Source organism: Endozoicomonas sp. ALD068 (assembly GCF_049310145.1).
Lineage (GTDB): Bacteria > Pseudomonadota > Gammaproteobacteria > Pseudomonadales > Endozoicomonadaceae > Endozoicomonas_A.
In genome coordinates this window covers 4710180-4727135 of the sequence record NZ_JBLYNU010000004.1, presented here as the reverse complement: position 1 = coordinate 4727135, position 16956 = coordinate 4710180, and the positions used below count along the sequence as shown (strand labels likewise).

Genomic DNA, 16956 nt, shown 5'->3' with positions numbered 1-16956 from the left:
CGCCTGGCAACTCGCTTGACGGAGACAGCTACGCTGCCCGTCAGCTCTATGGGTTAGTCTACTTTGTCATACTCTCCATCAGGTCATCAGTAGAACCGTTAATATCAATATTCGGCATGATACTTTGTGGCTTCCAGATGATTCGGTTGTGATAAACACTCACACCAACACCGTTCGTCTGTTCAGCGAAGTATGTGACATTATCGGACAACCCCAAGAAGTGCTTTTTAAATTCATTGGGACCCGTCTTACAGGTGACCTCTAGCTGCCTGTTGCTGTCTTTGATTGAACACTTGCCCTCGAGCGAAAGCATATAGTCGCCTGTAATGCCATTGTAAAAAACAACTCTACGATCAATTTCAAATTGATCCGCTGCTTTCGATAGATTCCTGGATGCGAGTTGGGCATCACGATCACAGCCAGACAGCAATAGAGCCAGTAAGACTGATGTAGAAAAAAATAGCTTTTTCATTTTCTTATTCCCTCTCATTTTTATAGTTCAAATGTCCCCGCATTGCTTAGGCATCGGGCTTAAGTCCTCCCCGAGGGCCGTCATGCACAGGAGATTGCAATCTCTAAGAGACTCTGCACTTGTGCAGAGCCTTTAGTGTGCTTTTGCGACACCCTCTTTACGGCGGGGAGGATGTCAACTGGGGCGGCGGTCACTGCCTTTAAGGGCTCTGGAGATTTACTTACACACTCACTTTTTAATACCGTTACAGTCCGACACAAAGTAGGTGCATTAGTAGGCACAATAAACGAGACACAAAAAAGCCCGTAGTGTTCACTGACGCTACGGGCTTTGCTGTATCTGGTGGGCCTTCCGGGACTCGAACCCAGGACCTGCCGATTATGAGTCGGATGCTCTAACCAACTGAGCTAAAGGCCCCATTTTGACACCAACCCCGTAATCTTTCCTGTTGGTAGCGTATAACGCACAAGACTTCAGGGCTTGGTTCTTAGTGGAGGTGAATTATAAGCATATCAGGGCGCTCTCGCCAACCCTCTGATTTTAATAAAGCTTTTATCGATCAAAAAAGGTTCTTTAACAGGTCTTGAAGTGTAAAAGAAGCATCGTTGGCACCTGCTTTTTTGTCAGCGCCTGCTGTGTCTTGTCGAAATAAAAGCCGTGCCTCTGTTGGATGGAAGTCCGGCAGGTCATGAAGGATTGTGGCAGGGGCATTTTCCCGCCCTATCAGCAAAGCGCAGCAATTTTGCGATAGCCTCGTATTGGGCGAGGGCTCACGGCGTTTTGCCAAGCGGTCATTCACATAGTGCAATGACTGCGTCTTTAATACCCGCCCTGAATAGAGGATAATGAACAGGATTCAGATTGGAGCAATGAGGAATCTATGGCTCTGGAAAAGATAAAAGAGCGTCTGTCTTCAGTAACTGAGGGTCTCACGAGCACCCTGAGTGGTGGTATACCTGGGGCCAAAATGATTGCTGTTGCTGTTGGTGTCCTGATAATTGGCCTGACTGCTTTAGGTATTTACTGGAGTATTGAACCGGATAGTTTTTCAGTAAAAGCCAATACTGAGCAGATGGCACAGGCCAATGACCAGGAAGTTGTGGTGGGTTACACGACTACGGCTACGCTTTATCGTATTGCGGACACGCTGCTGAGCAAATCCGGTGGCTATACCCGAAATGATATCGGTCCTCCCGGTGTGTTTATGGATAATATGCCAAGCTGGGAGCTGGGTGTGTTGGTTCAGGTGCGTGATATGGCGCGCTCTCTTCGTAAAGATATGAGTCGTTCGCAGTCCCAGTCTCAGGAAGATCGCGATCTTGCCATTGCCGAGCCTCAGTTTAACTTTGATTCCAGGAGTTGGATTCTTCCTTCCAGTGAAAAAGAATACCAGCGTGGTATCGATAAGCTGGGCAATTATATGCGTCGACTGCCCGATAAGCAGGATCCCGCCCAGTTCTACGCCCGTGCCGATAACCTGACCCGCTGGCTGACCGATGTTGAAACCCGTCTGGGCAGTCTTTCTCAAAGACTCAGTGCCAGTGTCGGCAAACCGCGTATTAATACTGATCTGGCAGGGGATGCGGAAGCTTCCCAGTCCACAGAAGCAGAGACGCTGGTGGAAGTGAAAACGCCCTGGACCAAAATCGATGATGTTTTCTACGAAGCCCGTGGTTCTTCCTGGGCACTGATTCATCTAATGAAGGCGATAGAGGTCGACTTTGCCGATGTACTGGAAAAAAAGAACGCTACGATCAGCCTGAAGCAAATTATTCGGGAACTGGAAGCTACTCAGGAAACAGTCTGGAGTCCATTCATTCTTAACGGTAGCGGATTTGGCATACTGGCCAACCATTCACTGGTCATGGCCAATTATATCTCTCGCGCCAATGCCGGCATTATCGACTTGCGCCGACTGCTTGAGCAGGGGTAGATGCACTGTGAATTGTTAGTTCTGTTTTTAATTTTTCCTGAAGCCGCAAAGCGGCTAAAAATGCTACAAAATTAGCAAAATCGTCGTAAACCCTCGACAGGGCGGTGGGCATTCACAAAGAGCCGCCCGATAACGGGCCTGGTATACCCACCGTAAATATAAAAAAATTCGAGTAGGTTAGATCCTGTTCGAATGTCCCTCAGACTATTCTATTTATTTGTAATCAGGTTAGGGGATCTAGCCGCGATTATTTGGTATTGTTGCTTTGTCCTCACAGGGTGAGCAGTTCTCAAAGGAATGAAGAGCAAAGTCAAGGCTATTGAGCCGAGCCATCTTCGCTCAGGATTAGCACTGACAATTATAATTAAAATATTATTAAAAGGCTGTTTAAGTGAAGCTAACAAGATTTAGTCTATTTTTCCTGGCCATTATAACTTCAGGTTGGTCCAGTGCTGCTGAAGCAATTTCCAGTTCTGATTTGTACTGCATGATATTTTATTGCGAACCCGAACCCGAACCCGAGTATGACTTTGTTGTCGTAGGTGCTGGTTCAGGTGGTGGAACTGTTGCATCACGACTGGCGCACCTGGGGCATTCAGTATTACTCATCGATGCAGGTGGTGATCCGGCTGATAGAAACCCAACCTACCCCATTCCTGCCAATCACCCCTTTGCAAGTGAAAAGCCGGGCAGAAGTTGGTCTTATTATGTCGAACATTACAGTGACCCAGCGAAGGCTGCACGTAACTCTAATGCGATGTGTCGGATCAATGATGATCCCGGGAAGCGCGTGAGCTGTATTGTTCAGGACAATGGCAACTGTGACTGTCCCTCCGGAACCTCGCGAGAAGGCATTTTTTATCCTCGAGGCACAGGGATAGGTGGTTCTTCAGCGAACAATGCCATGATCAACGTGCTGCCAAAAAATTCAGACTGGGATTCCTTGGCTCAATTGACGGGCGATGACTCTTGGTCGGCCAGCAATATAAATAGTACTTATCTGCCTATTCTCTACGATTGGGCTTCTATTGAAAAATATGAAGCGGACTGGCTGGTTAATGATGTACATGGTCAATATGTTCAAGAGATGGTTGAGTCTGCAGTATCAGTTGTGAATCCTCCTAATTTTGACAGTAATAAATCCATCGTTGAAAATCTGAACGACAATAACCTTCTGGAAGCATCGGTAGCTAACGAGGAAGAAGGCATGTGGGTGTTGCCTGTGGCTCACAATGATGGCTTCAGGGCGAGTGTTCGTGAACGAATCCTGGCAAGCGCCTGTATGGAAGATCCCTTAAATCCAGACGGATTGTCGGACGGTCAGCGTGAAAATAAGTGTAAAAGTGATGGTCTCTGGGACTATGACAATGATAGTCCGCTGTTAGTTGTCCAGTACAATTCTTTGGTCACAAAGGTGTTGTTTGATAGTCAGGATAGCAAGAAAGCGACGGGGGTTGAGTATGTAGTGGCTGAAGGTGCATACAAAGCTGATCAAACTCATAAGGATGCTTCGGGCCAAACTCGTGATCAAGTCTTTGCTGCTAAAGAGATAATTCTGGCGGCTGGTGCCTACAATACACCGCAGCTGCTTATGTTGTCCGGTATTGGTGATCCTGAAGTATTTAATCGAGCTGATATCAACATTTCCCTGCGCCATGCATTACCGGGAGTAGGGAGAAATCTTCAGGATCGATATGAAGTCGGCATGGTATATGAGGCACCCGCCAAACTGGAGTGGATCGAGAATTGTTTTTCATTGTTGAGTAATATTCTTGGTGAAGGCTGTGTAGCGTATTTGACGGGTGCGAAGGCGCTGAACACACAAAGCGAGAAATCGGTGTTATCGACTAATCTAAGCTTTACGTCGATACTGACAAAGTCTTCAGCCGACAAGCCTGAAGAGGACCTGCATATCTTTGGCCTGGTTAATCAGTTTACGGGTTACTTTGATGGCTACAGTGCGGCAGGACTTCAACCAAAACGATTCACCTGGGTGGTATTGAAAGGTCATAATGAAAACCGTGGTGGTGTTGTAACACTTAAAACGGATAGTCCTTTTGATCGACCTTCAGTTAATTACAACTCCTTCGAAGACGGTAATAAGAACACATTAGAACTGGGTGGAAATCCGAATTCCGGTGAGACTGACCTGGCAGGTGTTCTTGCGGGCGTGAAATTGGTGCGTGATATTGTTCAGAACGCAGAAGCTACTTATGGAACGCAATACCAGGAAGTCTGGCCGGGGAGATCGTTGCAATCCGATGAGGAACTCAAGCAGGCAATTAGAGATCGAGCCTGGGGCCATCACGCATTCAGTACTGCCGCCATCGGTAGAGAAGAAGATACTTTTTCGGTGCTCGATAGTGACTTTCGTGTGCGAGGTATCGAAAATTTGCGTGTCGTTGATGCATCAGTATTCCCAAGACATGTGGGTACTTTCCCGGTACTTGCTGTTTACATAATGGCTGAAAAAGCCGCTCACAATATCGACAAGGCAAACTAGACAAGCATTACCAAGATTTGTATTGTCCAGATTCATCTGACACCCTCGCTGTCCTTTCGAGGGTGTCGCAAAACTGCAACAGCTCTTTCCTTCATTCCGCGTGGGAATTTTATCATCCTGAAAACCGGGCTCTGCAACTTGAGATAGCCTATGGTTTTTTGCGCTGGGACCGACAGAGCCGAAAAGCATGGCAGCTATATTTTTGCGACAGCCTCTGAAAGTGATGGGCTTTCTGCTCTTTCTGGTGAGATTGAGCAAGTCACGGAAAAAGGCTGGCTGAAAAGAGATTGAGGTGAAGAATGAGCAGCAAACTGGTTTATTCGACCGATAAGGGTCGCATCAAGGAAGAAAAGCCCAGGGAAGAAGTGGGTGATGGCAACGTCCGTGTCCGCCCTGAAAAGAAAGGTCGTGGTGGTAAAGTGGTCACAGTGATCAGTGGCTTGCCTCTTGCGGGTAATGACCTCAAGGCCTACGCCAAAACATTGAAAAAGCGCTGCGGCGGTGGTGGTTCTGTAAAAGACGGCAATATCGAGCTGCAGGGAGATCATGTGGATGTCATGGTCGATGTGCTCAAGAAAGCTGGCTACGATGCCAAGCGATCTGGCGGTTAACTTCGACAAAAACTTCACGGAAAAAAACGCTCTTTTTTTTCCTGAAAGCGCCTTTTTTTGGAGAATTAAAAAATAATTCTCTCAATCTGTTTGTTTTGTATACACTGGATAAATGTTTTCTTTGAGATATAGACTCGGTCTTCGGGCTTTATGTTGTACATGTGTACTAAGTTCATGCAGTGCTCCGGGGAGATACAACGAATAAGGACGTTTTTGTAAGGAAATTTTTCATCCCGGATGGATGAGATTTTCTCGGTACAAATAGCCATGAGTGAAGGACATTATTTTTCATGGCATAAAAAGGTACACTTGAATGGACCATGAAAACACTGCGTACGAACAGACTCCGGAGAATGCTCCACAGTTTACATCCAGACTGGGTTTCTATCTTGCGGCTGTGGGCTCCGCTGTAGGTATAGGCAATATTTGGGGATTCCCTGCCCAGACTGCCGACAATGGTGGTGCTGCCTTCGTTCTAATCTACCTTTGTTTCTCTTTCCTCCTTGCCTGGCCGATGCTGGTGGCTGAACTGGTAATTGGCCGTTATGGTCGCTCAGACCCGGTTAGTACCCTCGCAAGTGTCAGCAACAGATATTTTTTCAAGCTGCTGGGTAAGCTGACTGGCTGGGTTTCAACAGTCACAGTTCTGCTGATCTATACCTTTTACGCCATCATTTCCGGCTGGATCATCTGTTTTGGTCTGGCTCCCATAGCGGTGGCTCTGGGTCTGGACAGTCTGGCCACCTCACTGACTTCATTTAATCCTTTGCCCACCATGATAGCGGCCTGTGCATTCATGGTCATAGTAGCGGCCATTGTCTCCGGCGGTGTTGCTGATGGCATTGAGAAATGGTGTAGCCGTCTGATGCCAATGCTGGTGCTGCTGATTCTGCTGCTGATCGGTTTCACCATGACACAGGAAGGAGCCCTGAAAGGTCTTCGGTATTTTGTGCTGCCTGATTTTTCCAAATTGCTGAATAAGGATCTTCTGATCAGTGCCCTGGGTCAGTCATTTTTCTCCATGTCTCTGGGGGTAGGCATCATGGTGGTTTATGGTGCCTACCTGACCCGCGACTGTAATATTCCGGTGATGGCTGCCAGTGTTGCCGTCACTGATACGCTGGTCGCAGTGATGGCCGGTTTGCTGATTATTCCGGGTATGTTTGTTGCGCTGAATCACGGAATTGATATCTACACCGCAGAGGGTGCTCTGAAAAGCGCCGACAAGCTGGTGTTTGATGTTTTGCCACAGCTCTTTCTTCAGTTTGGTTCACCGGGTATTTTGCTTTCCCTGGCCTTCTTTCTTTTATTAACCATTACCGCTTTGACCTCAGCAGTTTCGATTCTGGAAGTACCGGTAGCGGTTTTTCAGAGACGACTTCATGTCCGCAGGACTGCCAGCTCCTGGCTGATCTCGCTGATTACTTTCGGGGTTAGTGTCTGCGTGATGATCTGGTTTGATGTGCTCTTTGACTTTGTGGTCAACCTGACAACCCGCTATGCTATGCCTCTGTTAAGCCTGGTCGTCTGTATCTATGCGGCCTGGATATGGTCCAGAGATCAAAAACTGAAAGAACTGCAGAAAGGATATCCGGATATTGAGCACAGTCTTTTCTGGAAGATCTGGCCCTGGTACATCCGGTTTTTCTGCCCGTTCATGGTGATGGTCCTGATCTTTTTCACTTTTTGATGATAACCGGAATTCAGACCGAAATGGTATTAAGTACAGGTTCCTGGTTTCCGGGTTAAGAGCTTTCTCACAGAATGAAAATTTGGGTTGATGCCGATGCCTGCCCGGTGGTGATCAAGGAAATACTATTCAGAGCCGCCGACCGAACCGAAACCCCACTGACTCTGGTGGCCAACCAGCCACTCAGGGTTCCGGGGTCACGCTTTATAAAATCCCTGCAGGTCGCCTCCGGCTTTGATGTGGCAGACAATGAGATTGTTAAAAGAGCCGAGTCCGGAGACCTGGTTATCACCAGCGATATTCCTCTGGCCGCCGAAGTGATTGAAAAAGGTGCTGCTGCGTTGAGTCCTCGCGGTGAACTGTTCACAGAAGACAATATTCGGGCAAGGCTGAACATGCGTGACTTCATGGATACACTTCGCGCCAGTGGTATTGAATCCGGCGGGCCTCCGGCACTGAGCCAGAGTGATCGCCAGCAGTTTGCCAACCAGCTGGATAAGTGGCTGGCAAAGGTTCAGCGCTGAGCGTTCATCATAAATTTGCTCGAAGGCATTTGACAAAATTCTGGAAGCTGGGAGATTGATTTTTATCAATATCCATATGCGGTGGGATCTTTTTGGACCATTCTTTCTTTTTATCCAGAGAGTGTGGTCCTTCAAAGTCAGCAGTGAAGTTATTTTCACACCAGGCCAGTAAGCTGTTCAATTCTTCAGAAATAGCTGCTTGATTTTTGTCATCAAGATCCGGAAGAACAACTACAGCTCTATCCTCATTGGGTGCTTTGGAATATGCCCTTAGTCTGACAAGGCTGTTAGCTCAGTTTGACCTTCAACCAGAATTTCAAAATGCATGCTTGGCTTCCTTGCCAGACCCATTATTGAGCTCCAGAAAAGAGAATGGCCAGCCTGTTTTTTTGGCCTCTCCGTCTCTGTCTGAGTCGCCCGCTATAGGTCTTCCATGGCGATCAGTACCAATAGATAATTCATACGTGATAGGGCGTTCGTTTGAGGATTCTCTATAGTAGATTTCAAACTCGATGTTATTATCCGATCCTCCTGATCTGAGGCGTTCAAATCCACCTCGTCCATTTCTATGACATGCCTCATCAACGCCGAATTTCAGGCAATCTGCAAGAAAACCAAAAGCATCGAACAAAGAGCTTTTTCCAACGCCATTCTTGCCTACTACGACTGTCAGAGGGGTAAGTGACTTTCGTTGTCTATCCTCTGCCAGGTTTTTACAAGAGTCACATCTCGTAATGATCTGAAGTTACGGATTTTTAAACCTTCAATAAGTGCCATAGCATATGAACTCTAACTGTAGTGAGACATTTTTTTAGAATTCTACATGAATAGGAATACAGATATAGTTCTATGAAATTAGAACTATATCTAATAAAGCCTCGCTTCAGAAACAAACTAATTCGATCAAAAGGGAGCATTGAAACAGGGCTTTTAAGTGGAACTTAGCAGCTGCTTGACCACTGCCGGATCAGCCAGTGTACTCAAGTCACCCAGATTATCTTTCTCGCCCTGGGCCAGTTTACGCAAGATGCGTCGCATGATTTTGCCAGAGCGGGTCTTGGGCAGGGCAGGGCATGGGTGAAGTATCTCCGGGCGAGCGAATGAGCCGATTTCACTGGCTACCAGATTTGAAAGTTCCTCCATCAAGTCATCGTTGATTTCAATACCGTCCATGGGTGTCATGAAGGCATAAACAGTTTCACCCTTCACTGGATGAGGAATTCCCACTACGGCTGCTTCTGCAATCGCCTCATGCAATACCAGGGCGCTTTCTACTTCTGCCGTGCCCAGTCGGTGACCCGCAACATTAATTACATCATCCATTCTGCCTGTGATCTGGTAATAGCCATTTTCATCCCTGCGGGCTCCGTCTCCCGTGAAGTAATAACCCGGATACTGGCTGAAGTAAGTGTCAATTGCTCGCTGATGATTGCCATAGACGGTTCTGATCTGACCTGGCCAGGAACCAGTGATCACCAGACTTCCCTGACCGGGCCCGACAACCTCATTACCCTCATTATCCAGAATGGCAGTACGGATGCCCAGGAAAGGCCGTGTTGCATACCCGGGTTTTAACGCGGTGGCTCCCGGCAAAGGCGTAATCATCATGCCACCCGTTTCTGTCTGCCACCAGGAATCGATAATGGGACAGCGTTCTTCTCCCACGATCTGGTAGTACCAATGCCAGGCTTCCGGATTAATGGGTTCGCCCACGGTTCCCAGAATTTTCAGACTGGCTCGTGAAGTTCGTTTAACGTATTCATCCCCCTTGGCCATCAGAGCCCGGATTGCCGTAGGCGCTATATAGAGTGTATTCACCCGGTGACGATCTACAATTTCCCAGATTCTAGAAGCATCGGGCCAAAAGGGGACCCCCTCATACATGACCATAGTGGCACCGTTGGATAAAGGACCATAGGCAATATAGGAGTGGCCGGTAATCCAGCCTACATCAGCACCACACCAGAAAATGTCACCTTCGTGGTAATCAAAAACGTAGTGAAATGTGACCGTGGTATGAAGCAGATAACCCGCTGTGCTGTGGAGGACACCTTTAGGTTTTCCGGTGGAGCCGGAAGTATAAAGAATAAAGAGGGGATCTTCAGATTCCATGATCTCAGGTTCACAGGTAACGGGCTGGTCTGTTGTCAGCTCCTGATAAGAAATGTCGCGTCCTTCCTGCCATTCAATCCTCGCTCCGGTTCTCTCATAAACCACTACAGTACTGACATCAGGACAGTCTTTCAGAGCTTCATCGGTATTCTTTTTGAGAGGGATATGTTTCCCTCCCCGAACGCCCTCATCAGCAGTGATCACTGCCCGGCAGCCACAGTCGAGAATACGGTCACGGAGGGAGTTTGAAGAGAAACCGCCAAAGACTACGGAGTGAACAGCGCCAATGCGTGCACAGGCAAGCATGGCATAAACGGCCTCAGGAACCATGGGCATATAGATACAAACCCTGTCCCCTCGGTTGACACCTCGCGCCTTTAAGCCATTGGCCAGCCTGCAGACCTCATCATGCATTTCTTGATAGGTAATTTTACGCTGCAGGTCTGGCGTATCACCTTCCCAGATAATGGCTACCCGGTCGGCGCGATTTTCCAGGTGTCTGTCTATGCAGTTGACGCTGGCATTCAGCTGTCCACCTTTAAACCAGCTCACTTCACAGTTTTTGAAGTCGCCTTCATAAATCGCATCCCAGGGGCGATACCAGTCCAGATAGCGTTCAGCCTTTTTACCCCAGAACGCTTCCGGATTCTCCAGAGAATAGTGATAGAGCGCCTGATATTTTTCTTCACTCATCCACGAGTCTTGAAAAGCCTCGGAAACCGGGTAGATCGTTGCCTGGGTCATGGCCTCTCACCTGCCTCGTTTTTATAAAGTTAACCCAGTATAGAAGTGAGTGCGTTTGCGGGCATTATATCCTGGCTTTTTTGACCATCTCCTTGACAGGGACAAGCGACCGACATCCTCCCCTACCTGAATAGGGTGTCGCAAAAGTAGTAAAAAGCGTAAGTTACAGGAAGTAGATGAGCATGTTGGGCCACTTTTAAACTAAACTCGGGAAATTCTCCATCCAGACCTCCAAAGGTTCGGGCGACCCCGTCGCTACGCTTCCGATGAGAGGTTATAGACAGAGAATTACACCCTTTCCGTTAAATGCAGCGTCCAGGCTTCCTGTCGTCTTTTCCAGAGTCCTGAAAATGATCAAGCTGCCATATTAACTTACAGTCGGCTTGTCTGGTTTTCGGTTGTTTGTTTATTCAGAAACTGTCAGAAACTATAGATGGCACTGAGAGACACCGAATGCGCTTCAGGTTTGTTTTCTACTTCAGCTTCATAGTCATAATCAATGTCATCGAACTGGCTATATCGGTATTCAGCCCTGAGTGACAGGGGAAGACCGGCTTCATTTTTAAATTCGACACCGAAGCCACCATGCCAGCCGGTAACCTTGTCATCCCCTTTATTCCCGTCAGAGGTTTTAGCTTCCGACTTTAATTTACTCATTCCGAAACGACCGTAGACGTTTACAGTCTCACTGTAAGCGTGGCCTATGATCAGGCTTGCACCATATTCATCTTTAAACCGGACCTCTTCTTCGGAACTCAACTTATACTCAGCCTTGGTTGTGTGATGGTTGTATTCAGCCTCCAGTCCCACATACATAGCACGGTTAATAGGGAAGTTATAACCGACAAAAGCACCATAGATACTCCCCTGGTTACCAAAAGAATCAATCTTCAGTGATCCGTACTCCATCTTACTGCTGATTGATTCATAGCCAGCTTTAGCGCCAATATAGAAACCCTCTTCAGATGCAAGCGCAGAACCTGCAAAGGTCAGGGCTATAGCTATCATGATTATTCTCATAATTACCTTCCTCAGTGTTGTTGACTGAACACCGCCATAAGTATGTGCTACCTGAATCTCAGTGTGGTTTTTTTACATTGCAAGACAGCATTGGATAAACCAATAAGCAAACCTCAAGGAATAAGTACTCAGCCATACGGAATCGAATATTTCTGGCTTATTGGGCAGGTGCTCTGCAAGGCGCAACGACGGGCACATAGCAAGCTATGTGACCAGAGTTGCAACGCATCACGACTGCATGGATGCAGGAGCTAGAGCAACGCAGGAGCAGTTGCCGCGAGTGCCTGAACAATAAGTCAGAAAATATGATTTCGTATGGTTGAGTACCTCATCGTTTCCGATAAAGAAAATTCCCTGCAAGCCGAGAAAATTACAGGAGAAAATAAGCCGGGACACAAGGCAGCATGAAAATTGGTTCTCAAAAAAGCATGCCTTCGAACCCAGTCGAAAAGGTCAGTAGAAAGTCTTCAGCAAAGGCAAGCACGGGCCACTCCAAAGGACGCAGCGTCACAACAACCGCCCTGGTAAAGCCGCCATATTTATCCCTCGGTGAAAAAGCAAAATCTTCAAATATCGTTCAGGCATTGAGAACGGTATTTTCCTTTGGATTAATAAAAGATCGAAATATTACGGTCGTTCAACCTGATGGCACCAAGCTCAAACAATCCATTAGCATCAACCAACTGGCCAGAGAAGGATATATTAGCGTTGACCAGAAGGCACAGTTGCTGGCTTTTCAAAGCAGTAGAGAGCGAGGAGAGAAACTGGCGGCAATTCTGCAAGAGGTTGATCAGCAACTGTTGTCCACTAAGCCGCAAAAGAGTGAAACTGAGCATGACTGGACCCGGCGAGTGATTTCCGAACACAGTATTCAGCCAAGAAAAAAATACTGTCAACAACGGATCAGTCTTGAAATAGAGCCTGACCAGATAAGCTATTACAACGATCTACAGCAAACCATCGCAAAGCTCATCCCTAAGGAAAGCCAAAGGCCAACCATCGACCTTCATATCGTTGGTAAATCCGCTCGAAAAAACAATTGCCAACGTAGCCAGCTGGGGGTTCTTGGCGGTATGGGTCCGCTGTCAGATGCCAAAATAGTGACCAGAGCTTTGGATGATTTTTTCACAAAAGGAGGAGATAAAGATCATCTGGTAATGAACCTGTTTTCCTGCCCACCACCCCGGACCTTGTGGGAAGTGATTGCCAGTGGTTCCAGCTTCATAGATAACATTCGAACATTTGCAGCCCGTCGGCACCGGAGCTACGTAATAGCCAGTAATGCGGCACATGCCAAATGCCCCACATTAAAAAAACTGGGCATAAAGCCACTTTTGCATCTGGTGGATCAGATAGCGAGCAGAATTGCAAAAGATCAGGTGCCCTCTAAAAACACGACGACATTGGTTCTGGAAACGACGCAAGCTTATAAAAACAAACTTTATTCTCTGACTCTCAGGCAGCAGGGGGTAGATTCGATTAACCTGTCACAAACTGACCAGAAAGTTTTGCAACAGCTGATAGATCATACAAAGAGAACGGGGGGGAGCGATAAGCAGGAGGAGCTGTCTTCGATGATCCGTCAATACGTCAACAGTGAGAGAAAGGCGGGCAGGGAAGTGGGGCACGTGCTGTTAGGTTGCACAGAGCTACCAATGGCTCTGGGTAAAGAAAAAATGGAAGAACTCGAAGCAGAGTTACAGGTTAACCTTGTGAATACGGAGGCCGTATTCGCCGAAATATTCGCCGATAAGCTAACTGAGGCATATGTTGAAATCTGACCGAATGTTTTTTCGTGTGAGGGGGTTAAAACGAAGCTAACCTTAACACGCTTAACTCTCCTAAGGTTTAAGAAGTTCAAGCTCATGAATCACGCAAAATTTTTTAAAAGTCTTTTATTGTTCGTGCTGTCGTGTTTCGCAGGGATGCAAGTGGCTAATGCGGAGCTTAACAGTCACGCTAAGGAGCACGACGGCGTCCCCTTGTCTGTGTATAGTGCTGACTGCCCCCACAACCAGATATGCACTGGTGATATCGTGCAGATTGGCATGGCTGATTTCAGTGCGCATAGTGATATTACCATGGTCCATACTATGGTTCATGTCGCCAAGAACGCATATGACCTGTCGGAAGGTTACACTCAGATGGCTAGCATCGGATCGTTCTTGAATGGTTTCTACTATCGGGTAAAACCCGGTAAGACTTATTACTTCAGGGCTACCTACTCCTACAGAGAATCAAGTGGTCACTTGGGACGCGTCACCCGGGATTTATATTTTAAATCCAGAGATGATTCCCACAATCCGGGCGGATACGGTGAAGATGGACCCATATACGCAGGCGATCCTGGAACCATAGGGCTTCCGTCGATACCAAAATGCCACAGTGGAACGGCAGGGGAATTCTGTGCCAACCAGGTAGTGCACATCTTCTGGAATAATAATCGTGGTCAGGAAGCACGCGTAATTGATGTTGACCTTTACATTGACGGCCAACACACCAAACACGGAGACGGACCCTACTATGGAGGCAATTTCCAGGACTTCTACTATGTACTGCCTGACTCGAAATACAGCGGAGTACCGGTGAGGTTCCAGGTTACTTGGAAAGTTTGGGGCTGGGACTCCTCTGCTCACTTTGAAAACTCGCAAATACTGGTAAGCAAATATACGCCAGAACGGGCCTCTGCATGCAAACTAAATGACCATTGGCTGAAATGCCAAGATCGTTCATCTGGTCGCTAGCTTATAAGTATTCAGCCATACGGAATTGGCTCGTTCCCACGCTCCAGAGGGTGTCGCAAAACTCCAACAGCTCGTTCCCATGCTCTGAGTTCGTCATTCCCGCGAAGGCGGGAATCCAGCGCCAACGATGGATTTCTCCCTTCTCGGGGAGGACAAGGCCAGGGGAGCACCGGGCAGTACGGTTCTGGTGGTGAGTCAGTGTGGATTCCCGCCTTCGCGGGAATGACGACTTCAGAGCGTGAGAACGAGCTGTTGAAGTTTCGCAACACCCTCCCCAGCGTGGGAATGCATATCAGACTGACAGATCACTTGAAATTAAACATGGGAACGAGTCAATTAAAGAAGTTATCCCAGAGTCAGGAAAATCTGAGCTTTTTGTCTAGAATAATCCTTTTTCTTCTATTGGAGCTTGGTTATCAATAATGAAGAATATGTGCTGTGTCTTTATTTATGGCAGCATTATTTTGTCAGCTGGCAGCCAGGCTGCAATTTCTTACGTTTCGTCAATGATCTCTGGCGTTGGCATTGAGGCGATTTTTTCCTCTTTTTTATCCGACCCTATTCGTTTGCCCAAGACTAAGGTTGTTCCGCTTTTGTTGTTTCAGAAGGGAAAAAAAGGTTCGATAGTCAGTTCGACTGTCTCTGAATGGGGAGGATTACAGCCAGATAAAGGAACGGTGTTTTCTGCCTATCCATTCGAATTAAACCGTTTTGGCAACGAAAACAGGGAACAGTCTAAAACCGATGTTAAATCACCATCACCGCAGCATAAGCGACAAAGTAAAAAGCAAAGTAATAAAGGGCAGAGTAGTTCTGGCTATTCAGATTCCTCAAGCTCTGGTGCAGCATCAGCATCGGCTTTCGGAAACGATGAGAGTTATGTCAGGCATCTTGAAAAACTGAAAGAAATACTTAAGGCTGCTGAAAAGTCATTGAAAACAATGGATCAGAAAAAAAATATTGATGACTTTTATGCAGAATTGCAGGAATTGTATCGGGCAAACCCCAATCTTTTGGAAGAAAAAGGTTTCCTGGAGAACAAGGAATACCGTTGGAAAGGGATTTTGAGGCTGCTTCAGCTTCATTTTCCCGGAAAGCTGGAAAAAGGTGAATTGACACATATTTCATTAGACTATCCTGCGTTTAAGACATTGCCAGCAGTCTTAATCAGATTATTTACCGAAGTTGTGCTCCCTGAGTCTGAGTTACCTGAAGGGTTGCCCAACTATGAGCCAGCTGACAGACTTGTGGGTACTGCCAAGCCGAACATTATAAAACTCATGAATGTTTATCTTGGTTCCCATCAGTGTCTTCGTCAGCTACTTGCATTGTTTATAACCCAGCTGCCATTCATTACTGTAGAAGAACCAAAAAATTATGTTTTTCAGGATAAAACAGGTCATGTCTGTGTTGTTTCTACCAGGAGAAATAGTGAAGGGCATTATCAGTTTTTTTTCGTTGATAGTCTGAGTACTTTTAAGCGCTTCCAGGCAGAAAAAACTTATTCACCCATGTCGCATTTTGTCGGTTTAGCGTTGACGCTGGCGATAAAATATCACGGCTTCACTGATTCCCGTTTTTATTTTCTGCCTCGACGTCAGGTTACTGACTTTGGTTGTGAGTCATTTATGATGCACGATTTGGAAACATTATTGGAATTCCCTGTCTTGGATCAAAACGTTTATTATGCGGACAAAGAACCCCTTACTAAAGACATTACAATGTCGTTTTTTTTGCAGATAATGTATCTGGAGTCGGCCAAACAATTGGGTCGATTAGTAATTAATGGTGAGATTAAGGACTTTATCGAAACAGCAGACAAACCTGCCTTTGATGCGCTGGACCTCGACTTCTTTATTGTTATGGCGCTCCGAACCTGGAAGGAATCGGGGTTGGAACCAGATTTGGTTCAATTGTATCAGTTACGCCAGTTTCCTCTGAGGTTTGCATACCTGACCCAGGGACAGCAGAACCTGAATCGGTTGCTGGAGCAATTTCCTGAAGAATGTCAAAAGGAGGTGAAGCAGGTGATCGATGAAACTCGGGGCCTGTTAACCGTCGATGGAACTCTCCGTAACAACGTGAATCTGGCTGCTACTCTACTGTCGATGAAATTAAATATTGAGTTGTTGGACAGGGACTGCCAGGGGCAGAGAAAATAAATCAGCGATGGCCGCAGTTATTGCCTATAACAAAGGAGCAGAGAGATTAATTGTACTTAGGAGAAGGCGTTTTTTTTAGCATAATTGGTCATAGCAAACTTTACTTTCATACGATTGAAGCAATCATTAATGCCTACGGAAATTATATTGGAATGCCTCTCAAGTACTATGAGGTAATTTATAGAAATGATGAACCACCGCCTCCTCCTTCCGCAGGAGCAGCTTCAGCCATGTAACAGGGGATATACGGACATAAAGATCCCGGTAATCGTTCAACAAAGTCATGAAGTTCATTTGCGCGACGGAGTTCGGGAGCCGAGGTGGTAGACGGGTTTTTACTGAGTGCAGGAATGAACTGGATGACGATCAGTAAAACAGCAATGACGCCGACCAGTCCTACAAAATAATTACCCGTCTTTTTCAGGGTCGTTGAAAACAAAT

At 46.8% G+C, this 16956-nt stretch carries 14 protein-coding genes and 1 tRNA gene; 8 read left to right on the top strand and 7 right to left on the bottom strand.

Features of this window, described 5'->3' with window-relative positions; genetic code table 11:
- Positions 1-58: 58 nt before the first annotated feature.
- The gene (locus ACO6V5_RS17220; protein ID WP_422136543.1) at positions 59-472 is read right to left on the bottom strand and encodes a hypothetical protein; all 414 of its coding nucleotides are present in this window, start codon (positions 470-472) and stop codon (positions 59-61) included.
- A 340-nt stretch (positions 473-812) separates the two neighbouring features.
- A tRNA-Ile gene (locus ACO6V5_RS17215) sits at positions 813-889 on the bottom strand.
- A gap of 463 nt (positions 890-1352) precedes the next feature.
- Between ACO6V5_RS17215 and ACO6V5_RS17210 the strand changes: the two genes are divergently transcribed.
- The 5 genes from ACO6V5_RS17210 (at position 1353) to ACO6V5_RS17190 (ending at position 7733) form a co-directional block, all read left to right on the top strand.
- A complete protein-coding gene (locus ACO6V5_RS17210; RefSeq protein WP_422136555.1) occupies positions 1353-2405 on the top strand; it encodes a DUF2333 family protein in 1053 nt (350 codons plus the stop codon).
- 487 nt (positions 2406-2892) lie between these two features.
- Complete coding sequence (locus tag ACO6V5_RS17205) at positions 2893-4908, top strand: GMC family oxidoreductase (protein ID WP_422410409.1); 2016 nt, start codon at positions 2893-2895, stop codon at positions 4906-4908.
- A 299-nt stretch (positions 4909-5207) separates the two neighbouring features.
- Positions 5208-5519, top strand: coding sequence for a stress response translation initiation inhibitor YciH (gene yciH, locus ACO6V5_RS17200; RefSeq protein WP_422136557.1), 312 nt, complete (start codon positions 5208-5210; stop codon positions 5517-5519).
- Between the two features lie 313 nt (positions 5520-5832).
- Positions 5833-7209: a sodium-dependent transporter gene (locus tag ACO6V5_RS17195; protein ID WP_422139690.1), complete on the top strand. Its 1377-nt coding sequence runs from the start codon at positions 5833-5835 to the stop codon at positions 7207-7209.
- 74 nt (positions 7210-7283) lie between these two features.
- A complete protein-coding gene (locus ACO6V5_RS17190; protein ID WP_422136559.1) occupies positions 7284-7733 on the top strand; it encodes a YaiI/YqxD family protein in 450 nt (149 codons plus the stop codon).
- 316 nt (positions 7734-8049) lie between these two features.
- On the opposite strand, the gene ACO6V5_RS17185 is transcribed toward ACO6V5_RS17190, so the two are convergent.
- The 3 genes from ACO6V5_RS17185 to ACO6V5_RS17175 all read right to left on the bottom strand — a co-directional run bounded on the left by ACO6V5_RS17185 (position 8050) and on the right by ACO6V5_RS17175 (position 11609).
- A complete protein-coding gene (locus ACO6V5_RS17185; RefSeq protein WP_422492209.1) occupies positions 8050-8406 on the bottom strand; it encodes an AAA family ATPase in 357 nt (118 codons plus the stop codon).
- A 257-nt stretch (positions 8407-8663) separates the two neighbouring features.
- Entirely contained in the window at positions 8664-10589 is a 1926-nt protein-coding gene (gene acs, locus ACO6V5_RS17180; RefSeq protein ID WP_422410412.1) for an acetate--CoA ligase, read from the bottom strand.
- 420 nt (positions 10590-11009) lie between these two features.
- Positions 11010-11609: an outer membrane protein gene (locus ACO6V5_RS17175; RefSeq protein ID WP_422410414.1), complete on the bottom strand. Its 600-nt coding sequence runs from the start codon at positions 11607-11609 to the stop codon at positions 11010-11012.
- Between the two features lie 404 nt (positions 11610-12013).
- Here ACO6V5_RS17175 and ACO6V5_RS17170 point away from each other — a divergent pair, with 404 nt between their 5' ends.
- Positions 12014-13390: an aspartate/glutamate racemase family protein gene (locus ACO6V5_RS17170; RefSeq protein WP_422442116.1), complete on the top strand. Its 1377-nt coding sequence runs from the start codon at positions 12014-12016 to the stop codon at positions 13388-13390.
- A gap of 84 nt (positions 13391-13474) precedes the next feature.
- Positions 13475-14353 carry a hypothetical protein gene (locus tag ACO6V5_RS17165; RefSeq protein ID WP_422136564.1) on the top strand — a complete coding sequence of 293 codons (879 nt, stop codon included), beginning with the start codon at positions 13475-13477 and terminating at the stop codon, positions 14351-14353.
- An 11-nt stretch (positions 14354-14364) separates the two neighbouring features.
- Here the strand turns inward: ACO6V5_RS17165 and ACO6V5_RS17160 are convergent, their stop codons facing one another.
- Complete coding sequence (locus ACO6V5_RS17160; protein WP_422136565.1) at positions 14365-14619, bottom strand: hypothetical protein; 255 nt, start codon at positions 14617-14619, stop codon at positions 14365-14367.
- A 327-nt stretch (positions 14620-14946) separates the two neighbouring features.
- Here ACO6V5_RS17160 and ACO6V5_RS17155 point away from each other — a divergent pair, with 327 nt between their 5' ends.
- The gene (locus ACO6V5_RS17155) at positions 14947-16515 is read left to right on the top strand and encodes a hypothetical protein (protein WP_422442118.1); all 1569 of its coding nucleotides are present in this window, start codon (positions 14947-14949) and stop codon (positions 16513-16515) included.
- 178 nt (positions 16516-16693) lie between these two features.
- Here the strand turns inward: ACO6V5_RS17155 and ACO6V5_RS17150 are convergent, their stop codons facing one another.
- Complete coding sequence (locus ACO6V5_RS17150) at positions 16694-16954, bottom strand: hypothetical protein (RefSeq protein ID WP_422136567.1); 261 nt, start codon at positions 16952-16954, stop codon at positions 16694-16696.
- Positions 16955-16956: the final 2 nt, after the last annotated feature.

Excerpts from the sequence above, each read along its gene's own strand:
- ACO6V5_RS17170 (WP_422442116.1), top strand. The coding sequence starts at position 12,014 with ATGAAAATTGGTTCTCAAAAAAGCATGCCTTCGAACCCAGTCGAAAAG.
- ACO6V5_RS17165 (WP_422136564.1), top strand. The coding sequence starts at position 13,475 with ATGAATCACGCAAAATTTTTTAAAAGTCTTTTATTGTTCGTGCTGTCG.
- ACO6V5_RS17190 (WP_422136559.1), top strand. The coding sequence starts at position 7,284 with ATGAAAATTTGGGTTGATGCCGATGCCTGCCCGGTGGTGATCAAGGAA.
- yciH (WP_422136557.1), top strand. The coding sequence starts at position 5,208 with ATGAGCAGCAAACTGGTTTATTCGACCGATAAGGGTCGCATCAAGGAA.
- ACO6V5_RS17195 (WP_422139690.1), top strand. The coding sequence starts at position 5,833 with ATGGACCATGAAAACACTGCGTACGAACAGACTCCGGAGAATGCTCCA.
- ACO6V5_RS17220 (WP_422136543.1), bottom strand. The coding sequence starts at position 472 with ATGAAAAAGCTATTTTTTTCTACATCAGTCTTACTGGCTCTATTGCTG.
- ACO6V5_RS17205 (WP_422410409.1), top strand. The coding sequence starts at position 2,893 with ATGATATTTTATTGCGAACCCGAACCCGAACCCGAGTATGACTTTGTT.
- acs (WP_422410412.1), bottom strand. The coding sequence starts at position 10,589 with ATGACCCAGGCAACGATCTACCCGGTTTCCGAGGCTTTTCAAGACTCG.
- ACO6V5_RS17175 (WP_422410414.1), bottom strand. The coding sequence starts at position 11,609 with ATGAGAATAATCATGATAGCTATAGCCCTGACCTTTGCAGGTTCTGCG.
- ACO6V5_RS17210 (WP_422136555.1), top strand. The coding sequence starts at position 1,353 with ATGGCTCTGGAAAAGATAAAAGAGCGTCTGTCTTCAGTAACTGAGGGT.